The organism is Glaciecola punicea ACAM 611 (assembly GCF_000252165.1).
Classification (GTDB): Bacteria; Pseudomonadota; Gammaproteobacteria; order Enterobacterales; family Alteromonadaceae; genus Glaciecola; species Glaciecola punicea.
This window is the reverse complement of record NZ_BAET01000014.1, coordinates 75072-98288: the sequence shown is the minus strand read 5'-3', so window position 1 is coordinate 98288 and position 23217 is coordinate 75072. Positions and strand designations below refer to the sequence as shown.

Sequence of the window (23217 nt, the reverse complement as noted above, 5' to 3'; positions counted from 1 at the left end):
ACAGCACCGCATAAGAGTAAACTATGTACTTAGGGTATTCAACCAGTGTTGATTACTTGTCAGGTGAAGCGGCTATTACTCGTAGCATCCTTCAAAATCCGTTTGAGAAGTTTGAGAAGTTTGAGCGTAAATGTTTTATGTATCATACGAAATATTTGAATAAAATAGCGTTTGACCCAGTGCTGTGGGATAGCTTTAAACCTGATGATTTTGATTTAATTAGAAAGCAGATGCTAAGTGACAAGAAGGACTATTTTATTAAGCACTTAGGCGTGGATGCTTTCTCAAGCAATGCACCTGTGACGAACTCACAAGGCCATACCGGTGCGGTCAAAACCAGACTTAAAACCATATAGGGTATCAGCATGTCCAATCGCTTCGCGAATAAAAGGGAAGTTATAAGCATCGCCATTCGCCATAGCCGCAAAGACTTTTTCAACCGCGCTGAAAGCAGACGCTCTACCAATGACTTCTTGGCACACTTTTTAAGAGACGATAACCAAGCCTTCTTGAAGGCGCCCGCTTTTTGAAAGTTTTCACATTTAAAAAATAACGGCGCACCGGTGAACGCATTTAGAAAGCTTGAGGTTAATATTGGCGTACAATGAATGTAAGGGGCAATACGCTTTTGAACGGCCAGAAAATTGTCAAACGTAGGGATATAAAAACCTTAATTGTTAGCCATAATAGTCAGCTTCCTTTAATCGTTTATGCCTTAGCAGTGCTAGTTGAGCGCAAGTATTCTTGTGCAGCAGCCACACCAACACCCAGTTCTATAGGATAATCAAGATCTTTCATAGCCATCTCTATGGTGGCAATACCCGACAGCACGAGCACATCTGTCAGCGCACCTAAGTGACCGATACGGAAGGCCTTGCCCGCCATTTCACCTAGACCAACGCCGAACGAAACACCGTATTTATGATATGCATGGTCGGTAAGTTCATTACTGTTGAATCCTTCAGGCACGTAGATTGCGCTAACTGAATGTGAGTAAAGCTCTGGTGTTTGGGCACATAGCCGCAAACCCCAAGCAGCCACCGCTTTGCGAACACCTTCGGCTAAGCGAAAATGCCGGTCAAAGACATTATCAAGGCCTTCTTTAAACAACATTTCAAGACTGGCTTTAAGCCCGTTTATTAATTGAATGGGTGGTGTGTATGGATAAGCGCCATTTTTATTTGTATTACCCATGTCGCGAAAATCGAAGTAACAGCGTGTACAACGTGCACCTTCTAAAGCGGCGAGCGCTTTGGGGCTAGCCGCTACAATGGCCAAACCGGTGGCCAACATAAAGCCCTTTTGCGATCCAGAAACGGCGAGATCGACACCCCAGGCATCCATCTGAAAATCCATACTGCCTAAAGAACTCACGCAATCCACATACAGCATTGCCGGGTGTGCGCTTTTATCCATCGCCAAACGGACCGCGGCAATATCACTAAGCACGCCTGTGGCGGTTTCGTTGTGGGTCACTAGTACGGCTTTAATACTGTGTTGGGCATCTGTGGCTAAACGCTGAGCAAAAAGATCGGCCGGCGCGCCTGTACCCCACTCACATTCAATAACCTCAACATCTAATCCGTGACGCTGGCACATGTCAATCCAACGATGAGAGAACATGCCATAGCAAGCCACTAATACTTTGTCACCCGGCGACAGGGTATTGGTAATTGAGGCTTCCCACCCGCCGGTTCCGCTACCCGGAAAAATAAACACCTGTCCGTGTTGAGTTTTAAACACTTTCTTAAGGTCTTCAAGCATAGGCTGCAAGGATTCAGCGAAATCTGGTGAGCGATGATCGATTGTTTGTATGTTCATCGCAGCACGTAAGCGATCTGGCATATTAGTGGGGCCGGGAATAAAGACCGGATTTAAATCGCGCATAATGTGTTCCAAGATTTATTGATTTAACAAAACTATAATCGAACGAGATATTAAAGCAACTTTTATTGGAAACTATTTTCGTTTTAATGATTAAATATTTTTACTCATGTTCTGTGGAGGTAAATATGTTTTTATTGACAACTAAATCAATAAATGGAAACATCTTTTAAACCAACAAAAAATAAAATTGTAACCCCATGGCCGAACAACCAGCAAGCAAAAAACCACGCGGAAGACCAAAGTCTCAATTCAGCGACCTGTCTGGTGGCACTATCCAGGCACTTGATCGCGGCATTAGTCTATTAGTCACGCTGTCAAAGGAAGGCGAACTCAGCCTTACCGATCTTGCATTAAGTGTCGGTATGCCCCCTTCCACCGCGCACCGTATGTTGAGCACTCTCCAAAAACATGGGTTTGTAGAGCTTGACGCTGCTTCGCAGCAATGGGCGGTCGGTCTTGAAGCATTTCGAGTGGGAAGCTCCTACCTTGAGCGCACGAATTTAGTCGATTCTGCACGCGCCGTTATGCGTGATCTTGCCCAGCAAAGCGGCGAAACCACTAACCTAGCGATTGCCGATAATGGGGATGTCGTATTTATCAGCCAGATCGAGTCTCACAAACCTATCAGAGCCTTCTTTCTGCCCGGAACACGCGGCTTTATGCATGCCTCAGGGATTGGCAAGGCACTTTTGGCCAATTTCTCCAGAGCTGAAGTTGAGAAAATTTTGCAAAAGAAAGGATGTCCCGAATTTACAGCGAAAACGATTACTACACCAAGCGCACTTTTTGCCGAGCTTGAGATAATCAAACAGCGTGGCTGGGCACTTGATGATGAGGAACGCTTTTTGGGCATGCAGTGTATAGCAGCGCCTATCTACAATTCTTTTTCAGAAGCCATTGCCGGTGTTTCTGTATCTGGGCCAACAGTTAGTTTTCTCAACAATTCTATTGCTGAAATTGGCCACCGGGTAAAACAAGCCGCCGCCAAAATTACGGACAGTATAGGAGGCGTCACCCCCAAGCGTTAAAGCCTAAGGGTTTGGCCGCGAAGCCGTCCACCATGTTTTAACAATTAAGCAAAGAGTTATGTAAAATGAAATATCAAATGAAATCTCGTGAAATATTAACATTGGACGAAGCCAAAATTATCGCCACCGCGGCTGAAACCGAAGCCATAGATGCTGATTTCGAATTTAAAGTATAAGTATACTCAACTAATAGCCGTAAGCTCACGATACTCACTTAGCGCAAAATGATCGGTCATGCCGCTGACATAATCAATAACGATGCGGGCACGATAGTACAACTCTAATAGTTCCAAGTTGTCATTAAGCTCGCTGCGCTGCGTTAGCTGATCCATACACAAATGGTAACGGCGAATATTGGTGCCCGGCAGATCTTGAAATAAGCGGCTTTCTAATGGCGCGCCCTTTATCGATTTATTGGCGATTAGCGTGCGAAAGTCAGCGCCGCTTAGGTTAAGCAGTGGCGTATAAATGTTCAACAGGCCAACAATGATGTTGAAGCCTTTTACTTCTAAGCGCTGCACTTCTTTGGTTGAAAAAACACGTTCTACCGCAATATTCTTGAGAGTTTTAGTGGCCCATGCAAACTCATTATTTCCTTTGAGTAAAGGCTCGTCAAAACGCCCGTCAAAGATTGCCGCATGATTATCGATATAGCGCGCTGTGGCATATTCAGACAAGTCGTTGATTAAGCGGGTTCGCAATGAAAGAATATACTGGTGGCTCTTATTGAATTCAGCCTTATGGTATTTCTCAAGCGCGCTTTGCGAAATATCGAGCAAATAAGCGTTACTGCGCGCACTGTTATCATTAAAGTGCGCTTCGCAATGCTTTTCCCACTTGTGTTTAATTAAGCCATGCAGCTCTGGTACGCTTATAAGACCTTTGTCAAGCGCATCGTCTAAATCTGCAATGCAATAGGCTATATCGTCTGCAGCTTCCATAATATATGTGAGTGGGAAACGACACCCCGGCGCTATATCCAAAGCCTCATTTATACTGTCTACTATTTCTTTCTCAGACAAGTAATACCCTGGCTTTTTTTGACGATAGGCGAATTTACTGCCTTGTTCTGGCTTTGTGTCGCACGCCGGGCCTGTATATTTTAACAAGCAGGCTAATTGAGTATAGGTAAGGTTAAGACTTTGCAGGCTGTGCAGTACCCGCAAGCCTTGCGCATTACCTTCAAAGGTTTTAATGTCGCGTACATATGCGTTGTCAATACAGGCGTCGCCAAAGTTTTGCACGAAAATTGGCACAACAGAGGATATAGCCCACTTATTAATCGCCTCTTCACCTAAGTGACCAAAAGGAGGATTGCCTACGTCATGCAGCAAACAGGCAATTTCTACGGCACTAATGAAACCATCAAACTTACCTTTAAGTCCGTATTGTTCGGCCAAATTTTGCTTGTCAATAACCTTAAGCACTTGCTTGGCAATATAGCGGCCCACCTGCTGCACTTCCATAGAATGGGTCAGCCTGCTTCTGACCGCGGCGTTAGTTTCAAGGGGAAACACTTGCGTTTTTTGCTGCAGGCGACGCAGTGCTGGCGAATGAATGGCGCGGCCTCTGTCGCTTTCCATTTCTTCGTTAAAGTCGCGCCCTGCTACTGATGAGCTGCTAAAGCGTTGCGTTTGAAGTTTGCTTTTATAATTCATGTGACTGTTTTATTGCGTGTTTATAAATATTATCCTAGACTATTCGTGGGTATTGTAAAGAGAAGCATCTTGCTGCTTCGCGCAGCACAATGTGGTATTTTCCATTTCCGGTGATTAACACTATTTTATTCTACGTGCACACCACAATTGAACTAGAATTTGTTGATGAGTCTTGCCGAGATGTTGTTACCCCCACAAGTGCAGATACTTAAGGATCAAAAAATAAAGGCCCTGTAATCACTTAACTGACCATTATGCGCATAGGTCCAGTTGCGGGCACGTTCGGCCACCGCGCTCTAAAAGCCCAGCAAAGCTAAAACAAATATCGGTGGGGACATTGGCAGACATGCCAAGTAATTCATACAAATGTAGCTTCCTTTGGCTAAATAAGTCCGTGATGCGCATGCGATAAGACATGTACTTATGCCCATGTAGTTGCGTCATAAAACCTCACTTATACGAAAAAAGGAGCGTGATTAAACGCTCCTTTTTATATTTCATATAACGGTATTTACGTTTAGTCTAGTAATCAGTTTCCTACTGAAAGAACATTCTAAAGGTCGCACCAATAGTACGCGGCTCACCAATACGGTAACCCAAACGAGCTCTGCCGCCACGTTCACGGTCAAAGGATAACAGCGCGTTTTCATCAAATACGTTGTTAACATAAAACAGTAGTTCGAATTCGTCATACACCAAGCCCGTACTTAAATTAAGCGTATCGTATTGGTCTAACATCAAATCAACTTCAGTGGTTTCATTACCTGTAGCACCGCCAAAAGCAAGACCCGATTGGAAGTTGCCCGCGCCTGCTATTTGGTCACTTGGCTGCGTAATACGATCACCCACAAACTGGTACGAACCCTGAATGTAGGTAGCACTAGAGCCAAACAAAGGCTCATCAAACTCATACGTGCTTGAAATAGCAAATGACGTTTCTGGTACTGACGCTAAGCGGTTACCGTCGGCGACGCCGCCTAGCACATCGCCGTTACTGTCAAATACGGTGCTGCCAAATTCTGCCTGTATAAAGCTACCGGCAAACGACACAAATAAGTTCTTAGTCGCCTGACGGGTCAATTCAAATTCAATACCTTGGCTAGTCGATTTTGGCACGTTAAAGGATATGCGCGAAGAGCAAGAACCTGCGTCTAGCGTAACCTGAAGATCTTCAATGTCAGCATAAAAAGCCGACACGTTCGCGCCCCAACCGCGCCCTGATGACTTCATTCCTATCTCGTAGTTGGTGAGTGTCTCATCCTTATACTCTTGGAAGCCACCAAACACGTCTAAGTCTTGAGTGTTACATAAGCTTCTGTTTAGAGGGTCGTTCACGCCGCCTAAACGAAAACCTTGTGACACTTGTGCATTCAAGTTTACGGTATCGTTAAGCTCATATTGTGCAATAACACGTGAAGTAAAGCCGTCGGATGTAGTTGAATCAGTTTGGTCATCGCTATTTGAGAACAAGCCCCCGGTAGTGAAACGACGCGTTTCTTCAAAATCGTACCAGCGACTGCCTAAGGTAACTATTAGTTTGTCAGTAAATGCATAATTCAACTCACCAAATACAGCGGTTTGCGATAAATCATAGGGTAAAGACGCATTATAGGGTGAGTTAGCTTCAAAACCATTCGCGACGGACGCTGTTGTTCCGGCGCCTAATGTGGCATCGGTGAAGGCATCATATCCCGGTGTGGGCAAAGTTTGCTGGTAATTGCGTTCGGTATCAGACGTAAATATACCCGCCACCCACGTTAAGTCACTTTCATCGTTAGATGCGGCCCGCAGCTCAAAGGTGTCTTGGGTAACTTGAGTTTGATCGCGCAGATTTGAGGGTAAAAGAACCGCTTCGTCAGGGAAACCTAAATCGATACTAACACTGCCAGAAAGTGAGCTAGCATCTCGGCTCATTAAAATATCGCGGTCTGTGTAGCTGTAAACAAAGGTGAAATTGGCAAAGTTACTGGCGTACTCAGCGGTTAAATCAGCAATGAGCGTTTCGTCTTTAAAGTCTTCTTGAAGCAGCAAATACTGCTGTCTTTCACCCAAGCTTATGGCTGGTCTAGTGGTGGTGTTCGGGTTGGCAAATAAGTTAAACACCTCTTGACGATTTGAGCCATTAACACTGATGTCTTGTAAGATGATTCTGGGGGTAATGGTGATATTTTCAGTTGGCGTGTACTTAAACGCAACACGACCGCCTAGTCTGAAGCCGTCGTTAACATCTTCTTCTAGCACCCCATTTTCACCCAGTGCATCAATAAAGCCAGCGTAGCCCGTACGATACACCACTGCGCGCATGGCCAAGGTGTCGTCAACTAGGGGCACGTTCACCATCGCTTTTACATGGTTACCATTACCGCCGTCGGTTTTGGTGTTAACGTTGACTTCCACTTTAGCATCGAAGCTGTTTATTTCGGGCTGATTGGTAATATAACGTAAAGTACCGCCAATGGAGCCTGATCCAAAAAGTGTGCCCTGCGGCCCGCGCAGAGTTTCCACTCGGCTAAGGTCAAAAAAGTCTAAATCAGGAGTGAATAAAGAAAGTGAAATAACACTTTCATCTAAAAAACGCCTACCTGCTCTTTTACGCCAGGCTGGTCACGCACAATTTGTCCTGCTGAAACGCCGCGCATAGATACTTGGCTTTGACCAGGACCGAGGTTTTGAATAGATATGCTCGCTATGTTTCGCGAGATATCCTCTAAGCTGTTTGCACCTGAACGCTCTATGTCTTTTTGCGTTCGGGCATTAATAGAGAATGGTACGTCTTCAATTGCAAGGCTGCGCTTGGTGGCGGTAACCATAATTTTTTCAACAGCTTCATCTTCTTGCATCTGACTTTGTGCTTGCTGCGCCGCAAGGGGAGCACAAAGAACCGCTGCAAGGGCTACACTGATTAAGCTTGGTTTAAACAAGTGCTGATATGTGGGTCTCATGTAAGTCCTTTTTGGTATGTGTTTTACGTTCACGCATAGAATCGTAATAAATTGATTTTTATTCTAGTTTTTTAGATAAAAATGCAAAATTTTATTATTTGCTGTATGTCGTTTACGCTTTACTCTAGAAAAGGGATTACACAGGCAAACTATTTCTTTTCTTCGGGGGGAGCGCTAGCGCCCCCTTTTTTATCACTTGTATCGAGTGTGTTATCGATGCCATCTACTGTATCTTCATTGGCATGTGCTGCTTTTTCGCGGGTATCTAGGTGTTTTTCTTGGCTGTTTGCTGCTTCGTTGTTAACATCCGATGCGGACGCATCGCTAGGGGATGCTTCAACGCTAGTATCGGCATCCTGAGGAGTGTTTTCTTTCACCACCGGCACTGACTGTTCGGTATCATCGTCACTATTAGTCAGGACCGTTTTTTCTTGGCTTTCCTGCGGAATTTCGTTTAAACGTGGAAAGCGCACCGTGTCGTTGTCATTAAGCAGCGACTGTGATTGGGTCGCCATATGGTTGTGAAGCGCTTGATAACTGCTAGCAACCCCCTGCATGAGGTTAGCACTATTCATGAAATGATCGTTTACTTTGGCCTTATATTGCTCTAATTCGGCTTTACTTTGCGCTAATTCTTGCTGCTGCTTACTGGCCTTTTTTTTACCAAAGCTTATGTGATAAATGGCAAAGCCAATTGCGCCACCGGCTATAAAAATTCCTAAAAACACTAAAATATTGCTCATGTTGACTACTCTCTATATTAAAAATATATTAATTCATGTATCGGTAATAAGCATAAGCATAATTATTAACTACGAAAATGAGCTTACCTCAAAGGTTATGCTAAAGGAATACGACGCGTCAAATACTTTATACAACGCAGTAGATTTGATAGTGGTAACCTGCGTATTATTTGCGACAAAGAGTGCAAGAGTCTGACGACTTAATGAAATGCTGCATAAGTGTGATACCGTATACGGGTTCGTTAAAATTGGGGCCGTATACACCGTCATCAAGTGTGTTTTTTTAAATGAAATAGCTGAACGCTCTAGTCTGCTCTTACACTAATTTAGTTCGCATAAGCGCACTTGTTATAAAAGCGCACGTGTGGTGAATACACAAATCTTGACTATTCTTTTTGATAATAAACTTAACTATTTGCTGTGAAAATAAACTTAACTATTTGCTGTGAAAATAAGTTTTGCTATAAAAATTAAGTAGGGCGACAAACACACTATCACCAGCGTGCCAACAATACCTAACATATACCACCAGTTGAAAGAATCACTCACTTGCGTTTCTGCGCTCATATTCACCACCTTATTCATTTACGATATATTTAATAGAAGCTTTTATCAAGGCTTGTTAATTTGACTTACGTCACGTTCACAGCCCCCGGCTTCACCAACACATTTTACTATGATGAAGTATATGTAAAATTCTTCTTCACACTCTTGATATTGATCAATAAAGTAATGGAGTCACTTAATAACTAAATTTCCACCCAGTGGCATTTTACTACAAAGATCAAAAACTCTAAGTGTTAACCGAGCTAAACTACACTAAGGTATTAATTTGTGAACCATAAAAATAGCCTAAGCATTCGAATATTACAAAATGTTTTGCTATATTCACTATCGATAAGCGACAAAGTTAGTCAATTAGCGCATTAACGCCACTTTAATTAAACGGATTACTATTAATGATCAGGGCTATTACGTTTTTATTTTTCTTTGTCGCAACCAGTTTTTTATCTAGCAGTATCGTTTTAGCCGCAGCACTGCCCTCACAAATTCCCTTAATCGACCTCGTTAAACACGGTGATTATCCCGACAGCGAAGACGAGTTAACGACCATTACATGGATAAACAACGAAAGAGTGGTATACCAATTTGCAGAGGCAAATGACGAATTTGATGCACCGTCGTATACAGGCGTGCTTTTTGCCACAAACATAGGTGGCATAGACGACATAGATGCTAATATTGGACAGTAAGTTATAGGAAAACTAGACCAAAGGTCTGTTAAACAAAGCTGTGGAATACTTTATGAGCAGTAGTGCTGAGCACAAAGCCTTCCTCTTATTATTTTTTTGCGTCTGTTTAGAGTATGGCGCACATAATTGTCGTGGCGCCATGAATGAAAAAACTGTAGTTACATCCCCTTGTATTGGACACTGCAAGCTAGATCCGCAGGATGTCTGCGAAGGCTGTTTTCGCTCTATCCAAGGTATACTCGCGTGGAGAGACGCAAGTAATGACAAGCGCTTGGAAATAAATAAACAAGCCTTGCAGCGGCGCAAGATTTTTAAGGCAACACAAACCCCGAGCCAGTGAGGTCAATAACGTTTTGGTCTTGCTAAACTTTTAGTTCTTCATATTCAAGCAGTAAGCGATCAAGGTTCTCTTCATTGGCAATAAGCTGGGCCTGCAAAGCCGCGCCACCAAACAGCACCACCGAGTTGCCCTGCTCTGCTATGTTACCCCTCTTATTCCATCCATTGAATTTGTAATTGCTACGTGCCCAACATTTCTTAGGGCCTATGGTGTTTTCTATAACTCATTGTCAGACGTGCTGGCCACGTCTTTACTGTCGAGTTTGTAAGCGCCACTGTTAGGCGTGTCTAAGCAGCCAAGCACATTCATTAAGGTCGGTTTTCCTGAGCCTGAGCTGCCCTTAATGGCGACGAACTCGGTTTCTTTCGGATCGGACGAATTTCCAGCATCCCAAAAGCCACCTATTCGGTGACTAAATCAAAGACGATCATCACCAATGTTATGATCAAAACGATCTAAATGAACTCGAGCAAGATATAAATATTTTAGACATAACTTCAATAGAAAATGAATTTAAGATCAAGATCCCTAATATTCCTTGTTGTGATTTTATTAGCTCCGCAACTTAGTGCAGATTATAAACTTGGCTGCGACGACCCAGACTACGACCAATATATGGCTAGCCGCTTTGCTCATTTCACTTCCAGCAGTTCACGCCTATATTCACAAACATTAACACAATACAAAAGTAGTTTTGAAAATAATACAAACCCCTTTCGAGCTATTAGCGATTTATCAAGGCATTTAAAATATAGTGCACAACTTGATCCTGTCGATGTAGTGCAAACTAATATAGAGCGTTTGTTAGCTCATGGTGACGAGTTGCGCGTTGACCAAAAAGTTGCTGTGTCTATATTTGATGGATTTAGCGACGAAGACCACGCCATTGCTATCGCACGAGCATGGATTGCATACCGACAAGGCGACACAAAAACTGCGTTTTCAGAAATGTTAGCATCGATTGACGGAGCAGACTCGGCCACACTAAGTTCTTTTGGCCCAGACATTTATTTTATCAGACATATTTTAAGGGATGGCTATACCGAACCCGTTTTAAATTACTTGAAACTAAGCGAGCAATTTTGGTTAGGCGAAAATCCTGACAATATGCGTTATATTTGGCGCACAATGATTAACAATAATTGCGCCGTTGCGTTTGAATCTTTTGATGCAATAAAGGCCCTAGAGCTTGGAATTCAAGTAAGAGATATTTTCAGACCCAGGTAAGTTTTTGTTTTGAAATAAGGCCTTTAACTTGGCTACTACTATGAATTTGACGGTATGAAGGTCCTTTTATCGGTATACAGTTGCCTCTAAAAAACTACTGATTGCGCTCTATTGCAGGAATATCGAAATAATTATCCAATGACATATCTTTCAATTTCGCTAATGTAGCCTTACGCGCTTGTCGTTGCTCCACACTTTCCCCAAAAAAGCTTGATGTTCGGTTGCAATCATATGGCTTACTTGTTGAACTGACATAAGTCCCATCAGTCTAGCGGCATGTAAAAGCCCTTCAGTACGGTATTTTTGTTTGTCGTCTGGCTTTCGTAATTTCGTATTGTGTAAACTGTTTGTTAGCTCACTTTTACAATAGTCTAAAAATTCATTATTCGTCATTCATCATTGCGGCGCCGTTTTTTCGAATAAAGTTAACCTTAGATTAAACAAGTTACGCATACCATGCCATCAGTAACGCTGATTTTTATAAACAACTATTTAGATCATTAGTCATTCTACGCTTTTCAAAAAAGTGATCAGTTCACTTACACAGGCGATGCTAAAAACCGGCTAATACGCTTAATCGCCTCGTGCAATCTATCAACACTCGCGGTATAAGCGAAGCGAACATATTTTTCAGATTCATGATAACCAAAGTCTGCACCGGGCGTTAATGCTACTTTTTCAGCCTCTAATAATGCTAAACACCACACCTTGGCGTCGCTGGTAATATGCGACACATCGACATAAACATAAAACGCACCTTGAGCAGGCACCGCGGCGGGAAGTCCAATATTAGCTAGGCCTTCAAGCAGGGCCTTTCGGCGCTCATTAAGCTCACAGCGCCTGTGTTCATATTGCGCCATGGCGTCATCGCTAAAGGCCTGAAGCGCGGCGTATTGAGAAACGGTAGGCGCGGAAATAAAGAAGTTTTGAGCCAGTTTTGTCGCTGCTTCAATTGCCCATTCAGGCACCACTATCCATCCTAAGCGCCAACCGGTCATGGCGAAAAATTTGGAGAAACTATTGATCACAAAAATGTCATCTGCTATGGACAGCGCACTGAAATCTTCCCCTTCAAACACTAAGCCCTGATAAATTTCATCTACCATTAAATGACCGCCAAGCGCACTTACCTTTTGGTAAGCTTTGGCAATGTAGTCTTTCGATAAAACACAGCCACTTGGGTTAGCTGGCGACGCTAGCCACAAACCCGTCGTTGAGCCTTGCCAGTGATTGGCTAAGGTCTGTAAATCAATTGCAAAGGCATCTTCAACCTTAGTAGTGATGAGCTGCGCTTTTGCCCCAACTTGAATTAAAAAGTGACGATTACACGGATAACATGGGTCGGGCATCATTACCTGCTCTCCCGCATTCACCATTAAAGAGGCCAATAGTGAAAGTGCACCCGAAGCGCCTGGCGTTACAATAATACGCTGGGGGTTAAGCGCTACTTGGTATTTTTTAAGATAATGAGTGGCTATGGCTTGCTTTAGTTCTGCCAAGCCAGTCGCGGACGTGTACCCTGTTTGGCGTGATTGGATCGCATCCATGCCTGCATTGGCTACAGAATTTACTGCGGTAAAGTCAGGCTCACCGACTTCTAAATGAATCACATCTTCACCAGATGCATCAAGCTCCTTTGCCCTCGCCAGTATTTCCATTACCTGAAAGGGGGCAATTTGTGCAACGCGATGCGCCAACTTATTTGTCATATAACTATTTCCTTTACAATAGGTATAGCGTTAACCACGGGTGTCGATATTTTTAGATGCTGCAGTGATTTGCACATTTTCTCTTGAGAAATTTAGATGATGACGAACTTTCAAAAATGCAGTCACTATTTATGCTTTGTATTTTGCTCTTAAATAATGTTCACAAATTTATTAAAACTAAACCTTTATTACTGTTAACTTTAGCATAGCACGCACTCGTAAATGTAGGATGAATATAAACCCTGGCGACAGGCATGTGTCAGCATGGCAATATCGACAAAAATAGCCGGCAAAAATTGTGCCTTTGGCTTCTAAAAATGTAAAATGCTTGGGTATTTTATAGCGCCTCGTCACTGGCCAAGTAGCGCACTTCACCACCCACTAACGTCATTTCAACTTCAAGTGCAGACAGTTGTTCTTCACTCACCGTCAGTGGATTGGCGTTAAGCACGACAATATCGGCGCGTTTGCCTGGCGTGAGGCTGCCAAGTTCATCATCATCAAAGACAGCTTTTGCACAACCCATAGTGTATGAATACAGTGCTTCCATTCGACCCATGGATTGCTCTGGGAAAAATTGCTCGCCATTGGACATGCGCCGAGTAACGGACGAAATGTAGGAGGCTATTGGCGAGATTGCTTCAACCGGCACATCAGTACCGTTGCAAATGGTTGCTCCAGCGTCAAGCAGCGAACGCCAGATATAGGCTCTGTTTTGGGCGCGCTCTTCACCTAGTCGTTGTTCAACCCACGGACCGTCTGAAGTTGCATGCACGCCTTGCATGGAGGCAATAACACCAAGCTTAGCAAAGCGCGGCGCTTCGTCAGGGTGCAGAGTTTGGGCATGTTCAACTCGCCAGCGCAGGTCTTCGTTTGGGCGCGTGCTTAATAAGGCTTCGTATAAATCCATTACTTCGCGGTTGCCGCGATCACCTATTGCATGAGTATTAAGCTGAAAGCCGTTTTCCAGCGCTATTTCTGCAGTTTCGCGCAAGTTAGCTAAAGATGTTTGTGGTAGTCCGGAGGTTTCAGGCTTGTCGGCATAAGGCTCTAACAACCATGCCCCGTGGGTGCCAAGCGCGCCATCGATATTGCGCTTGAGCGCCCGCACCGTTAGAAAACCGTTGGCATGACCAATCATACGCACGTCGGCAACGCGCGCGCGTAACGCATCGTTGGTTTCATGACGCACGGCAACATGCAAACGAACCGGCAGTTGCCCAGCTTCAGCCATCAATTTCAATCGTTGGATGTCGGCAAAGTTCGTTCCCATATCGTGAAAGCTGGTGACACCGTGACGCAGTGATTCTTGACCCGCCAATTCAACTTGACTCTCAAACTGCGCTTGGAGCTCGTCCTCACTTAGGCTTGCTTGTGCTTGGGTTAGCAGCGCACGAATAGGCATCTGCGCGGCTTGACGCAAAAAGCCTGTGGCATCTAAGTTATTGTCTCGCACAATAGTACCGCCCTCTATGTTGGGCGTGTCGTCTTCAATTGCGCCCAACGCTAAGGCCATTGCGTTAGCATAGGCAGCGTGACCACTGGCATGAAATAAAATCACCGGGTTGTCTGGACTGACCCCACTTAAGCTTCGATGATGAGGAACACCGTCATATAGTGGTTCATCTGTCTTGCCCCAACGCTCTTGATGCCAGCCGCGCCCAACAATCCATTCGCCAGGCTCAGCATTAGCGGCAGCGTCTGCCACAATGGTGACAATCTCTTCAAAACTGCGGGTTGGCATTAGGTCTAGTATCATTAGCGCTTGGCCCAAGCCCAGGAAATGTCCGTGCCCTTCAATAAATCCCGGCATGGCCACGCGGCCATCCAGATCAAATACATCGGTAGACTTACCAATGAAGTTTGCGATCTCATCAATGCTGCCGACGGCAAGAATACGGCCATCTTTAACGGCAATCGCTTCGGCTTCAGGCTGATTGGTATCAACAGTGAGCACAGTACCGCCCGTTAGAACGAGGTCGGCAATTTGATTCGCTGAAGACTGCAGGCCCTCATCTAAAGCATCTGTGGATTGATTATCTGCTGGCTGGCATCCCGCCAAGGCCAAAAAGAGTAATAGTAATGAAAATACGCGAACAAAATTCAAGGTCATGCGCCAGCCTGTTGGATAATAGATGTAGGATATACAGAAAATAAACTATAAGCTTGCCATATGCAACAGGCATTAAATTCATTGTTTTTATACTAGCTTTGCGATGACTAATCCAAAGAACATATAAATAACGAACTAGAATAAAGCGAGCAAAGAAATATTCTTAAGCAGAGTGAATAGGCAATGCTTGCGATTAAGTTTCTTGGTTTTGTGGGTCCAATTAAATTTAGCGTTTAGCGCAGCACCGATAGTAATACCAATTTAAGTCCAAGCAAAACGGTGCGCGGCTGCGACCACTTTTGGCGCTAATAAAAAAATAATTGACGTGTTAAACTCTTTGATTCCAAGGCATCATTGCAACCACTCTAGCTAATCCACAAAACCCAGTACTGCCTGCGATAAATAAGCCCATGCCGATAAAGGTAACTGCCCATACAAAAGCCGGCGCGACTGCTAGCGTTAGAATACTAAACATCAGCAGCATAGTGCCAATACTTAGCTGAACCTGTCGGTCAAGCGGCAGCACATTGCTGGTGCCTTTTTGTGTGTCAAAGCCAGACTCCTGCCAATGTTCAATACCGCCCGTGATGTTATAAACTTTAAGGCTAGGATTTTCACTTAGCAGCTTTTCACACGCACTTTTACCACGGCCGCCTTTTTGGCAGTAAATAATCAGCGCTTGTTCAGGATCTTCAATGCCTTTGGCACTGATACGCCCGCCTGGATAAAGTTTGGCGTTAGGTATATGCAAATTAGCATGTTCAGCCGGCTCTCTAACATCGATAAGCTGCGCTTTTTCTTGTTCAATAATCTCTTTAGCTTGCTTCGCTGAAATTTCACGAACGCTCATAGTAAATCCTCTTCATTTCTACAGTAAATTAATTGGATAACTGCCATTAGGGCCGTTACCTCTGCGCTGTCGATACGATACCAAGCGTGTTTACCCTTAGACTCCACCAACACGATATTACTTTGTTTTAGTCTCAGCAGGTGCTGCGACACAGCCGACTGTGACAAGGCTAAAGATTCGCTTAAGCCTGAGACGGTCATAGGCCCTTTTATCAAGTAGCACAAAATCATCAACCTATTAGAGTTTGCTAATGTCTTTAGAAGTGACTCAGCCTCTTTTGAGCTATTTTCTAGCTTTTTTAGGTCCATTTAAATAATTACCCATTAGATATTACTAATGGGTAATTATGCTTGCAAATGATATACATTGCAACTGCACGTTTAAAACATTTAGATATTGTAGGGGTTTTTGGTAAACAAAACGCATTAGATAACAAACTATTAAGCGACAATAGGTAGAGGAAAATAGCGCTTTTAGACCGGTGTTTACACTGATCGGCTTTACATGTTGATTAGATAAATCTGTTTACGTTTATTCTGTGCCATCACCTTTTAAAAAGAGCATGTGAAAATCCAGCTCTTTTCAAAATGTGTGTGGATAAAGCGTCAAAACTAGCACTCTACAAATTTACGTAATTGTTTACCCTGTTCGGATAAGATCTCTTGCATCGTACATCAATAGTAAACCACTCGCCTAAAGCTTATCGTTTTTAAACTGGCTTAAATCCACGGCTCTTATTTTCAACGTTGCTGTTGCCAAGCTAACTTCAAGAAAAAAGGCAATCAAGCCCCCTGTTAGGAATAACAGACAGGTCATAAAGGTGATAATAACTAGAAGATCTAGATTAACGCTAATCAATCCGTTAACCATTATAAGCATAACGCTTAAACAGGTGATTACTGCTGACCCAATCAAAAAATTTATTGACCAATTGGCAAACGTCATGCGCTTGTTTAACGATCGGATTTCAAGTATTGCTTTCTCATTTATCCGCTCTGGCTGCTCTCTTGCCAAATTGCCAAACCATCTTGCTCTATCTATTATCCTCGACACGCGGCCAGTAGCAACGTTGACCAAATTGCCAATACCAACAATTAGGAAAATAGGCGCTAAGGCCAGCTGGATTATTTCAACTACGCTAGGGTTTAGAACTGTTTCCACTTAAAGTCTCTTTGTAGATTTACATTGTTAAATATGTACTATACACGCTTATTTTTTGCAATCGCAGCATAAATAATTTTAAAATAAGAAGATTTGAGGTGTGACAAAGGATGCTAACTTTAACAACTGCGCTTTATTATTTAGTGCATGACACTTTTCATTCAAGTTAAACAGCCTATCAATAGAGAGTCATAGCGCGGCAGTCAACTTGAACAGTCATTCAAATTGACTGTCACTTAGTAGGTGTGCACACAAAGTAGTGTTAAAATCGCACGGGTAATTCTTATTTGTGCACGTTTCGGCTGAAATCGATCACCCATTTCCCCTCTATGTCACGATTGTTTTCACCGAAATACGCAATTTGTACGTTTAGTCATTTTTACACCTCAATAAGTTGGAGTTTATCCTTTATTGATGTGTCCTGCTAATTCAACCAGAACAAATAGCCTTATTCGACAGTACTTCCCCAAAAAGACAGATTTATCACTACATAGCCAAGCACGACTGAGTGAGGTCGCAACTCAATTAAATGAGCGCCCAAGAAAAACATTGAAATTTAAAACACCATCACACATGATTGAAAAGAGTGTTGCTTTGTTGGCTTGAATCCTCAACAGCGTACTTTGCGAAACTCACGAAGCCAAGATTACCAATATTATCCTAATTATGTATGTCGAACGCATCATAAAAATAATCCGCATTTTAAAAGAACTAAAAAATTTCATTTGTTGCATATTTTTTTGATATGCTGAGGCATTATTTGAAAATAACTAAACGACGATATATGTAAAGTGTTTAATGCAAAAAGCACCCTTGGATTGCAACACGACAAGGCAGGGAAACGCATCTAGGGATCAAAAGTCCATATGCAAACCGAACCATCATATGTGTGGATTCCATCTAACGCATTGACTGCTGAGCTATTCTTACTATATTTGATGGATTGACAACTGGCTCTAATGATTTAACACAATTAAGTTTGGCTGTGGTTAGAAATTCTGGTACGAGCTGCTTGCTTTGATTAACGTAATGATGCGTAAAAGAATTATTCAGAATTGGTATTAGCGCCTGTAGTAAGCAAGGTAAACATATATGTATTTGCAGCGTGGACCATATGACCACTCCGATTTTGCAGAGTAGTTAATTAAATAAAGTATTCAATCAATCTTAAGGAAAGTTAAAATGATTATCAAACTAAGAAATAGCGTAGTTTTATGTGGTTTACTTTTCATCATCTCGGGCTGTATCACTACTCCTCAAATTGGTCATGAAGTTTCCAGCATAAGAGCAGATCCAAAAAACGAAGGCATCACTTTAACAGGTTCATCCTCTCGGTATATTGTTAAAAATAAAGATGGCAGCTTTTGTTTTGGGCCACCTCCTGACGCAGCTTTTACAGACTCTATGAGCGGCAGCATGGGAGGGCTTGCGCTCACATTATTCGATAATAGCACTGTGAACTCTAGCTCGTCTGACGCTTTGGCTGATGCTCATCAAAGAGTAGGCTTAGGTGGACGCAATCCAAACGTATTGATTTCTCGCGAAATTCTTTTTGAATCATGTTTATTAATGGAAAAAGCCAATCTTACGTCAGCACAAATGATTGATCTTTACAAAATAACACTTGATGCAATCGTTCAAATAAACGCTAAGTCACTGGATGGTAACAGTATCAAATCTGATAATGGCGCTTCAGAATCATTGAGTCTGACGGCTGGGTCAGTATCCACCAGTTCCAGCGATTCCAGTGATTCCGATAACTAGAGTAAATCACTATGTTTGCAACAAAAAAATAGAGTCTTAAGTTTGTGATTACTTACTCTGAATAATGTTCTTATTGCAACCATTACTTGTTGATCTGCTAACAGAGACTATCTCGCCGTACAAATCTCTTGATACGAAATCGGATAGATTATCAACTGCTTAAAAATAAATCGTTGTTGCAAATGATATGCTATTGTAATAATAAAAATTAGTTTTTAACACTTTTTGGTAGGAATTTTAAATATGAACAAGACACTAATTTCATCGACAGCATTTGCCGTATTCACTGCGATTGCTTTACCAACATTAGCGGCTGAAGATCTGAAATGCGGTTGCTATGCTCCAGTTGAAGACAAAATCGCAGCAGCTAACCCTGTAAACGGATACAATCTAAATTGCGAAAGCAACGATCGCTTTACGGAGACGGGCACAGCTGTTAGTGTTCAAAAGTCAGATCTTAAAGTTTACGTTGGCGCTAATGGAGCGATTCAAGGCGATAACGATATGAACATCACTTTCCGCTCTAGAAATAAGGAATACCTTGTCGCAGCGTATGATGGGTCTGACAAACATCTTTTATGGGGTGGTATGAAAAATGATAATAATGACCAACAGGTAGACGGATTTAGAATAAAAAATGTTAGCGAGGGGACATGGACTGCCTCTTTTCAGGCTGATACCACTGGAAAGAATTACAAAGGTGTAGTCCTTTTCAATGATTTGGGTAATGGAAAGAAAACCATGACAGCACTGTGCCTGCGGGACCATTAAGGTATTTTTCATAATCTAAAGTGGCTCCCTGAATGAAAAATATGGGAGTTGCTGTTTTAGTCCGACACCAAGTAATAGAAATCTCTCCATTTTTTAATGACTAAGTTTCTATTACGCCATTCAAATGATGCGCTATTTTATTGCCTAATTTGTAGGTGATTTATTCTATACATCTCACTCAGTACTATTTGCAAAATTGTGTAGACTTAAAAGTCGTTTTAAACGACTCTTTTAAGAGTTAAAAGATTCTAAGGTTGCCCATCGTAAACTCAGAAACTAAAATAAGTTGAGTGAAGCCCTTACCAGAAACAACTTTTATACTTGATGGACGAGTTACGTTATTCAAGCGACCTCATAGTTCCTTATGGCAGGTTAGGTTTAAAGTCGAAGGTCGTTGGCTTCACTTTACAACAGGCAAAGATTCACTTGTAGAGGCTAAGGACACAGCTTTTGAATTATTTTTTGATGCTCGGTATAAATCGCGCAATCATATCCCCGTTGTTACAAAAAACTTCAAACAAGTTGCCCACGTTGTTATCGCTGATTTAGAACAGCTGCTTGCAACAGATCTGGACTTCCCCCGCTTTTGTAGACGTTTTTTAACTTCCAATTTGTAGCTTTTCAAACGTAACCGTCCGAGCAATTACGCCTAACGTAACCCGTCTATGATTCAGACACTAGGGTTTTGATAACAACGAGACCTTAAATGACAACACGTACAAAAGATGAATGGCAAGCCATAATGGATGCCAAAGCAGCGTCGCCCCTATTTACCTTTTACCTCTGTCGCAAACACAACATTCCCATTCAAACCTTTTACTACCAGCGGGAAGCTTTTTTCTTGGAGTATGCAGTCACAACGCACACTTCAGTAACGGTGATGTGCCGTCCTCAGTATTCGTTGATCTTTCATTATGAAGCAATAAGTAAAGCAGGGACTCAGGTTGTTATTTATTGGCTAACCTAATTAGTTTCATAATTCGTAATCCTTGGCTGATGACTGACGGTAAGCATTCAACGAAATTATAAGGCTTTAGAAGTATTTATTAAATTCATATGGTGGGTGAAATGGCGGGTGAAAATTTTTAATTTAACAAAAAATAAAAACAAATCATATGCTTGATGTAATTATATGGCGGAGAGAGAGGGATTCGAACCCTCGTTAGGTTTAACCCTAAACACACTTTCCAGGCGTGCGCCTTCAGCCACTCAGCCACCTCTCCAAATTTTTAAGCACGGCCTTTATAAGCCCGCGGCGCATATGTTAGGTAAAACCAATGTTGGTTGCAAGTAAAGATTGTAAATCATCCATAAAACAATCTTTTCACCTGTTTTAAATCAAAAAATCGTCACCTGCTACTAAGCATTACCCTTAACCTGCATTTTCAACTTCGCCGCAAAATCTAACATTCTATTTAAAGGCAACATAGCACGCTCAGCTAAAGTAGGATCTACGAAGACTTCCTTGCCAACTCGGCTTATTAAGGACTCTTTTAAGGCCTGCAAGCCGTTCATTGCCATCCATGGGCAGTTTGCACAGCTTTTGCACGTTGCGCCCGCTCCAGCGGTTGGAGCCTCAATAAAGGTCTTACCCGGCGCCATTTGCTGCATTTTGTAAAAAATGCCTTTGTCAGTTGCCACTATAAAGGTTTGGTTTGGCATATCAGACGCGGCTTTTATCAACTGTGAGGTTGAACCAACTGCGTCTGCTAGGTCTATCACGCTAGCGGGTGACTCTGGGTGAACCAGTATGCCGGCGTCAGGGTAAAGGTATTTAGCTTTTAACAGTGCTTTAGCTGAAAACTCGTCGTGCACTATGCACTCCCCGTTCCACATAAGCATATCAGCGCCGGTTTGTTTTTGAATATAAGCGCCTAAGTGGCGATCGGGTGCCCACAGTATCTTTTTGCCTTGGCTATCGAGGTGTTCTACTATTTCAAGCGCGATACTTGAAGTAACCACCCAGTCAGCGCGCGCTTTTACGGCGGCAGAAGTGTTAGCATATACCACAACCGTGCGGTCAGGATGCTGATCGCAAAAGGCACTGAACTCGTCTATTGGGCAGCCCAAATCAAGCGAACAGGTCGCGTCTAGCGTGGGCATTACTACCGATTTTTCTGGGCTCAATATTTTTGCGGTTTCACCCATAAACTTAACGCCGGCAACCACAAGGTTTTGCGCTTTATGATCGCGGCCAAAACGCGCCATTTCTAATGAGTCAGATACACATCCACCGGTGCTGTCGGCTAAAGCTTGAATAACGGGACTAGTATAATAATGCGCTACTAATACCGCGTTATTGGCGATTAGCAACTGTTTAATGTCAGCAATTAATAAGCTTTCCTCATCATCTTTGAGCTTCGCTGGCAACTTTGGAAAGGGATAGTCTACTGGCGCTATTCTTTTAGCAAGAGTCATAACAATAATGGAGTAGTCAAAACATTCGAACATTATACCCCTTAGTCCTGAAAAAATCACTTCAATGACCACAAAATAAAGGATGTTTAATGTAAATGGGGATAAGTTATATAAGCGGGCTATTTATACCATGGCGGTAGGCTTATCTCTTGAAGATGGTGGGTCGTGCTGGATTCGAACCAGCGACCAATTGATTAAAAGTCAACTGCTCTACCAGCTGAGCTAACGACCCTTCAAGAGTGCTTGTTGTTTTAATAATGGTGGGTCGTGCTGGATTCGAACCAGCGACCAATTGATTAAAAGTCAACTGCTCTACCAGCTGAGCTAACGACCCACAAAATCAAACAAACAATTTAGACTGTATCTCGTTGCAGCTAAGTTACCTCTGCAACGGGCGCATATAATACTTAACTGAGCACAGGGTGCAACCTAAAAATGTCTTTTTTCTTTTTTTTGTATAATTGAATGTAAAGTAAGCAATCACCATGGCAACTGGCTATTAATTAGCCAGTTGCTGTGATGCAAGTCTTGCAGGTGTACTGTCAGGGTACTCATTAATCACTTGTTGAAAGAAACTATTCGCTTCTTGAACATTACCAGTCGATTTTTCAATTAAGCCTAATTTCAATAATGAATCACTGCGTTTAGGCGAGTTAGTGAAGCGATTGGCTACTTGCGTAAACTGCACTTTAGCTTCGCTGTAATTTTGTTGATTGTACAGTAGTTGTCCCAGCCAATAATGTGCATTTGGAGTTGAGTCACTATTAGGAAACTGCGCTAAAAAAGCTTGAAAAGCAGGTACCGCTTTTACATAGTCTCTATCTTTGAGTATTAAATTAACCGCATTTTGGTAACTTTCTTGCTCACCAGCACTGTTAACAGCATCTAGCGGTGAAGTTGCGCGTGAAGCAACAGACGCTGATGGCTGTGTGCTTCTAGCAATGTTATCGCCTAGCTCAGAAGTAGACTGCTGTGTACTATTAAAACCTTTGTCTATTTCAAGAAACAGATCGCGCTGTCGCTCTAGCAGCTTTTCAAGTTGATGAGTATGCAGCTCGATGGAGCCACGCATTTCGTCTATGTCGCGTTGTAGCTGATTAACTTGGGCTTGAAGACGCTGCTGAGACTCTGTTCTTGAGCCCACAATACGTTCTAGGGACGCTAAACGCTGTTCAAGCACTACCGACATACCACCAATTTCGGCGTTAGAGGTTTGTGCGGGCGTCCTTAAAGAAGACGTTTGCGCTGAAACAGTGTTTTGCGCTTCCACAACAGGCGCTTGCGCGAGGCAAGCTCCTGTTGCTAGAAAACAACTGAGACTAATAACTAATTTAGTATTCATTGTGTTTACTC

21 protein-coding genes, 3 tRNA genes and 4 pseudogenes are annotated in these 23217 nt (G+C 42.8%); 10 read left to right on the top strand and 18 right to left on the bottom strand.

All coding sequences use genetic code 11. The annotated features are described in order from the left end of the window. Window positions 1–23: 23 nt before the first annotated feature. Together GPUN_RS14200 and GPUN_RS14340 are read left to right on the top strand one after the other, a co-directional pair. Window positions 24–356, top strand: a complete 333-nt coding sequence (locus GPUN_RS14200) for a hypothetical protein (RefSeq protein ID WP_006005063.1) — start codon at window positions 24–26, stop codon at window positions 354–356. Window positions 357–365: 9 nt separating this feature from the next. Then, window positions 366–530: a hypothetical protein gene (locus GPUN_RS14340; RefSeq protein ID WP_158309262.1), complete on the top strand. Its 165-nt coding sequence runs from the start codon at window positions 366–368 to the stop codon at window positions 528–530. Window positions 531–708: 178 nt separating this feature from the next. Here the strand turns inward: GPUN_RS14340 and bhcA are convergent, their stop codons facing one another. Then, the gene (bhcA, locus tag GPUN_RS07400) at window positions 709–1887 is read right to left on the bottom strand and encodes an L-aspartate--glyoxylate aminotransferase BhcA (RefSeq protein ID WP_006005059.1); all 1179 of its coding nucleotides are present in this window, start codon (window positions 1885–1887) and stop codon (window positions 709–711) included. Window positions 1888–2084: 197 nt separating this feature from the next. On the opposite strand from bhcA, the gene bhcR reads away from it, so the two are divergent. Continuing rightward, on the top strand, window positions 2085–2915 hold the full coding sequence (gene bhcR / locus GPUN_RS07395) for an HTH-type transcriptional regulator BhcR (RefSeq protein WP_006005057.1): 831 nt from the start codon (window positions 2085–2087) through the stop codon (window positions 2913–2915). A 182-nt stretch (window positions 2916–3097) separates the two neighbouring features. Here bhcR and dgt read toward each other — a convergent pair whose 3' ends face one another. The 5 genes and pseudogenes from dgt to GPUN_RS14720 form a co-directional block, all read right to left on the bottom strand. Next, window positions 3098–4573: a dGTPase gene (gene dgt / locus GPUN_RS07390; RefSeq protein ID WP_006005055.1), complete on the bottom strand. Its 1476-nt coding sequence runs from the start codon at window positions 4571–4573 to the stop codon at window positions 3098–3100. 264 nt (window positions 4574–4837) lie between these two features. Further along, window positions 4838–4939, bottom strand: a pseudogene (locus GPUN_RS14190) (class II glutamine amidotransferase); the annotation flags it as partial. A gap of 171 nt (window positions 4940–5110) precedes the next feature. Further along, a pseudogene (locus tag GPUN_RS07380) lies at window positions 5111–7515 on the bottom strand (TonB-dependent receptor). A 149-nt stretch (window positions 7516–7664) separates the two neighbouring features. Continuing rightward, on the bottom strand, window positions 7665–8258 hold the full coding sequence (locus GPUN_RS07375) for a Z-ring associated ZapG family protein (RefSeq protein WP_006005050.1): 594 nt from the start codon (window positions 8256–8258) through the stop codon (window positions 7665–7667). A 432-nt stretch (window positions 8259–8690) separates the two neighbouring features. Beyond that, window positions 8691–8825: a hypothetical protein gene (locus GPUN_RS14720; RefSeq protein ID WP_006005048.1), complete on the bottom strand. Its 135-nt coding sequence runs from the start codon at window positions 8823–8825 to the stop codon at window positions 8691–8693. A 392-nt stretch (window positions 8826–9217) separates the two neighbouring features. On the opposite strand from GPUN_RS14720, the gene GPUN_RS07370 reads away from it, so the two are divergent. Together GPUN_RS07370 and GPUN_RS07365 are read left to right on the top strand one after the other, a co-directional pair. Next, entirely contained in the window at window positions 9218–9511 is a 294-nt protein-coding gene (locus GPUN_RS07370) for a hypothetical protein (RefSeq protein ID WP_006005046.1), read from the top strand. Window positions 9512–9563: 52 nt separating this feature from the next. Next, window positions 9564–9851 carry a DUF1289 domain-containing protein gene (locus GPUN_RS07365; protein WP_369403274.1) on the top strand — a complete coding sequence of 96 codons (288 nt, stop codon included), beginning with the start codon at window positions 9564–9566 and terminating at the stop codon, window positions 9849–9851. A gap of 219 nt (window positions 9852–10070) precedes the next feature. Here GPUN_RS07365 and GPUN_RS14715 read toward each other — a convergent pair. Next, window positions 10071–10256, bottom strand: a pseudogene (locus GPUN_RS14715) (ATP-binding cassette domain-containing protein); the annotation flags it as partial. Between the two features lie 138 nt (window positions 10257–10394). On the opposite strand from GPUN_RS14715, the gene GPUN_RS07360 reads away from it, so the two are divergent. Continuing rightward, complete coding sequence (locus GPUN_RS07360; protein WP_006005042.1) at window positions 10395–11078, top strand: hypothetical protein; 684 nt, start codon at window positions 10395–10397, stop codon at window positions 11076–11078. Window positions 11079–11237: 159 nt separating this feature from the next. Here the strand turns inward: GPUN_RS07360 and GPUN_RS07355 are convergent, their stop codons facing one another. From GPUN_RS07355 to GPUN_RS07330, 6 genes are all read right to left on the bottom strand, one after another. Beyond that, window positions 11238–11471 carry a hypothetical protein gene (locus GPUN_RS07355; protein ID WP_006005040.1) on the bottom strand — a complete coding sequence of 78 codons (234 nt, stop codon included), beginning with the start codon at window positions 11469–11471 and terminating at the stop codon, window positions 11238–11240. Window positions 11472–11617: 146 nt separating this feature from the next. Next, window positions 11618–12787, bottom strand: coding sequence for an aminotransferase class I/II-fold pyridoxal phosphate-dependent enzyme (locus GPUN_RS07350; RefSeq protein WP_006005038.1), 1170 nt, complete (start codon window positions 12785–12787; stop codon window positions 11618–11620). Between the two features lie 337 nt (window positions 12788–13124). Continuing rightward, complete coding sequence (locus GPUN_RS07345) at window positions 13125–14900, bottom strand: amidohydrolase (protein ID WP_006005033.1); 1776 nt, start codon at window positions 14898–14900, stop codon at window positions 13125–13127. Between the two features lie 328 nt (window positions 14901–15228). Further along, a complete protein-coding gene (locus tag GPUN_RS07340; RefSeq protein ID WP_006005031.1) occupies window positions 15229–15750 on the bottom strand; it encodes a rhodanese-like domain-containing protein in 522 nt (173 codons plus the stop codon). Then, window positions 15747–16058 carry an ArsR/SmtB family transcription factor gene (locus GPUN_RS07335; RefSeq protein WP_006005029.1) on the bottom strand — a complete coding sequence of 104 codons (312 nt, stop codon included), beginning with the start codon at window positions 16056–16058 and terminating at the stop codon, window positions 15747–15749. Before GPUN_RS07335 ends, GPUN_RS07340 begins: the two co-directional genes overlap by 4 nt. Window positions 16059–16443: 385 nt before the next feature. Beyond that, a complete protein-coding gene (locus GPUN_RS07330; RefSeq protein ID WP_006005027.1) occupies window positions 16444–16911 on the bottom strand; it encodes a DUF2721 domain-containing protein in 468 nt (155 codons plus the stop codon). Window positions 16912–17349: 438 nt separating this feature from the next. Between GPUN_RS07330 and GPUN_RS13920 the strand changes: the two are divergent. From GPUN_RS13920 to GPUN_RS07310, 4 genes and pseudogenes are all read left to right on the top strand, one after another. Further along, a pseudogene (locus GPUN_RS13920) lies at window positions 17350–17517 on the top strand (IS30 family transposase); the annotation flags it as partial. A gap of 576 nt (window positions 17518–18093) precedes the next feature. Next, complete coding sequence (locus tag GPUN_RS07325) at window positions 18094–18675, top strand: hypothetical protein (protein ID WP_006005024.1); 582 nt, start codon at window positions 18094–18096, stop codon at window positions 18673–18675. A gap of 243 nt (window positions 18676–18918) precedes the next feature. Next, window positions 18919–19446, top strand: coding sequence for a hypothetical protein (locus GPUN_RS07320; RefSeq protein ID WP_006005023.1), 528 nt, complete (start codon window positions 18919–18921; stop codon window positions 19444–19446). 706 nt (window positions 19447–20152) lie between these two features. Beyond that, window positions 20153–20413, top strand: a complete 261-nt coding sequence (locus GPUN_RS07310) for a hypothetical protein (protein WP_040520590.1) — start codon at window positions 20153–20155, stop codon at window positions 20411–20413. A 166-nt stretch (window positions 20414–20579) separates the two neighbouring features. Here the strand turns inward: GPUN_RS07310 and GPUN_RS07305 are convergent. From GPUN_RS07305 to ybgF, 5 genes are all read right to left on the bottom strand, one after another. Then, a tRNA-Ser gene (locus tag GPUN_RS07305) sits at window positions 20580–20669 on the bottom strand. Between the two features lie 136 nt (window positions 20670–20805). Beyond that, a complete protein-coding gene (gene nadA, locus GPUN_RS07300) occupies window positions 20806–21864 on the bottom strand; it encodes a quinolinate synthase NadA (protein ID WP_040520629.1) in 1059 nt (352 codons plus the stop codon). A gap of 156 nt (window positions 21865–22020) precedes the next feature. Then, window positions 22021–22096, bottom strand: a tRNA-Lys gene (locus GPUN_RS07295). A 26-nt stretch (window positions 22097–22122) separates the two neighbouring features. After that, window positions 22123–22198, bottom strand: a tRNA-Lys gene (locus tag GPUN_RS07290). A 165-nt stretch (window positions 22199–22363) separates the two neighbouring features. Further along, the gene (gene ybgF / locus GPUN_RS07285; protein ID WP_006005021.1) at window positions 22364–23206 is read right to left on the bottom strand and encodes a tol-pal system protein YbgF; all 843 of its coding nucleotides are present in this window, start codon (window positions 23204–23206) and stop codon (window positions 22364–22366) included. Window positions 23207–23217 lie beyond the last annotated feature (11 nt).

What these genes read in the sequence shown, in the direction of transcription:
- GPUN_RS14200 (WP_006005063.1), top strand. Translation starts at nt 24, where the DNA reads ATGTACTTAGGGTATTCAACCAGTGTTGATTACTTGTCAGGTGAAGCG.
- GPUN_RS14340 (WP_158309262.1), top strand. Translation starts at nt 366, where the DNA reads ATGTCCAATCGCTTCGCGAATAAAAGGGAAGTTATAAGCATCGCCATT.
- bhcA (WP_006005059.1), bottom strand. Translation starts at nt 1,887, where the DNA reads ATGCGCGATTTAAATCCGGTCTTTATTCCCGGCCCCACTAATATGCCA.
- bhcR (WP_006005057.1), top strand. Translation starts at nt 2,085, where the DNA reads ATGGCCGAACAACCAGCAAGCAAAAAACCACGCGGAAGACCAAAGTCT.
- dgt (WP_006005055.1), bottom strand. Translation starts at nt 4,573, where the DNA reads ATGAATTATAAAAGCAAACTTCAAACGCAACGCTTTAGCAGCTCATCA.
- GPUN_RS07375 (WP_006005050.1), bottom strand. Translation starts at nt 8,258, where the DNA reads ATGAGCAATATTTTAGTGTTTTTAGGAATTTTTATAGCCGGTGGCGCA.
- GPUN_RS14720 (WP_006005048.1), bottom strand. Translation starts at nt 8,825, where the DNA reads ATGAGCGCAGAAACGCAAGTGAGTGATTCTTTCAACTGGTGGTATATG.
- GPUN_RS07370 (WP_006005046.1), top strand. Translation starts at nt 9,218, where the DNA reads ATGATCAGGGCTATTACGTTTTTATTTTTCTTTGTCGCAACCAGTTTT.
- GPUN_RS07365 (WP_369403274.1), top strand. Translation starts at nt 9,564, where the DNA reads ATGAGCAGTAGTGCTGAGCACAAAGCCTTCCTCTTATTATTTTTTTGC.
- GPUN_RS07355 (WP_006005040.1), bottom strand. Translation starts at nt 11,471, where the DNA reads ATGACGAATAATGAATTTTTAGACTATTGTAAAAGTGAGCTAACAAAC.
- GPUN_RS07350 (WP_006005038.1), bottom strand. Translation starts at nt 12,787, where the DNA reads ATGACAAATAAGTTGGCGCATCGCGTTGCACAAATTGCCCCCTTTCAG.
- GPUN_RS07345 (WP_006005033.1), bottom strand. Translation starts at nt 14,900, where the DNA reads ATGACCTTGAATTTTGTTCGCGTATTTTCATTACTATTACTCTTTTTG.
- GPUN_RS07340 (WP_006005031.1), bottom strand. Translation starts at nt 15,750, where the DNA reads ATGAGCGTTCGTGAAATTTCAGCGAAGCAAGCTAAAGAGATTATTGAA.
- GPUN_RS07335 (WP_006005029.1), bottom strand. Translation starts at nt 16,058, where the DNA reads ATGGACCTAAAAAAGCTAGAAAATAGCTCAAAAGAGGCTGAGTCACTT.
- GPUN_RS07325 (WP_006005024.1), top strand. Translation starts at nt 18,094, where the DNA reads ATGATTATCAAACTAAGAAATAGCGTAGTTTTATGTGGTTTACTTTTC.
- GPUN_RS07320 (WP_006005023.1), top strand. Translation starts at nt 18,919, where the DNA reads ATGAACAAGACACTAATTTCATCGACAGCATTTGCCGTATTCACTGCG.
- GPUN_RS07310 (WP_040520590.1), top strand. Translation starts at nt 20,153, where the DNA reads ATGACAACACGTACAAAAGATGAATGGCAAGCCATAATGGATGCCAAA.
- nadA (WP_040520629.1), bottom strand. Translation starts at nt 21,864, where the DNA reads ATGACTCTTGCTAAAAGAATAGCGCCAGTAGACTATCCCTTTCCAAAG.
- ybgF (WP_006005021.1), bottom strand. Translation starts at nt 23,206, where the DNA reads ATGAATACTAAATTAGTTATTAGTCTCAGTTGTTTTCTAGCAACAGGA.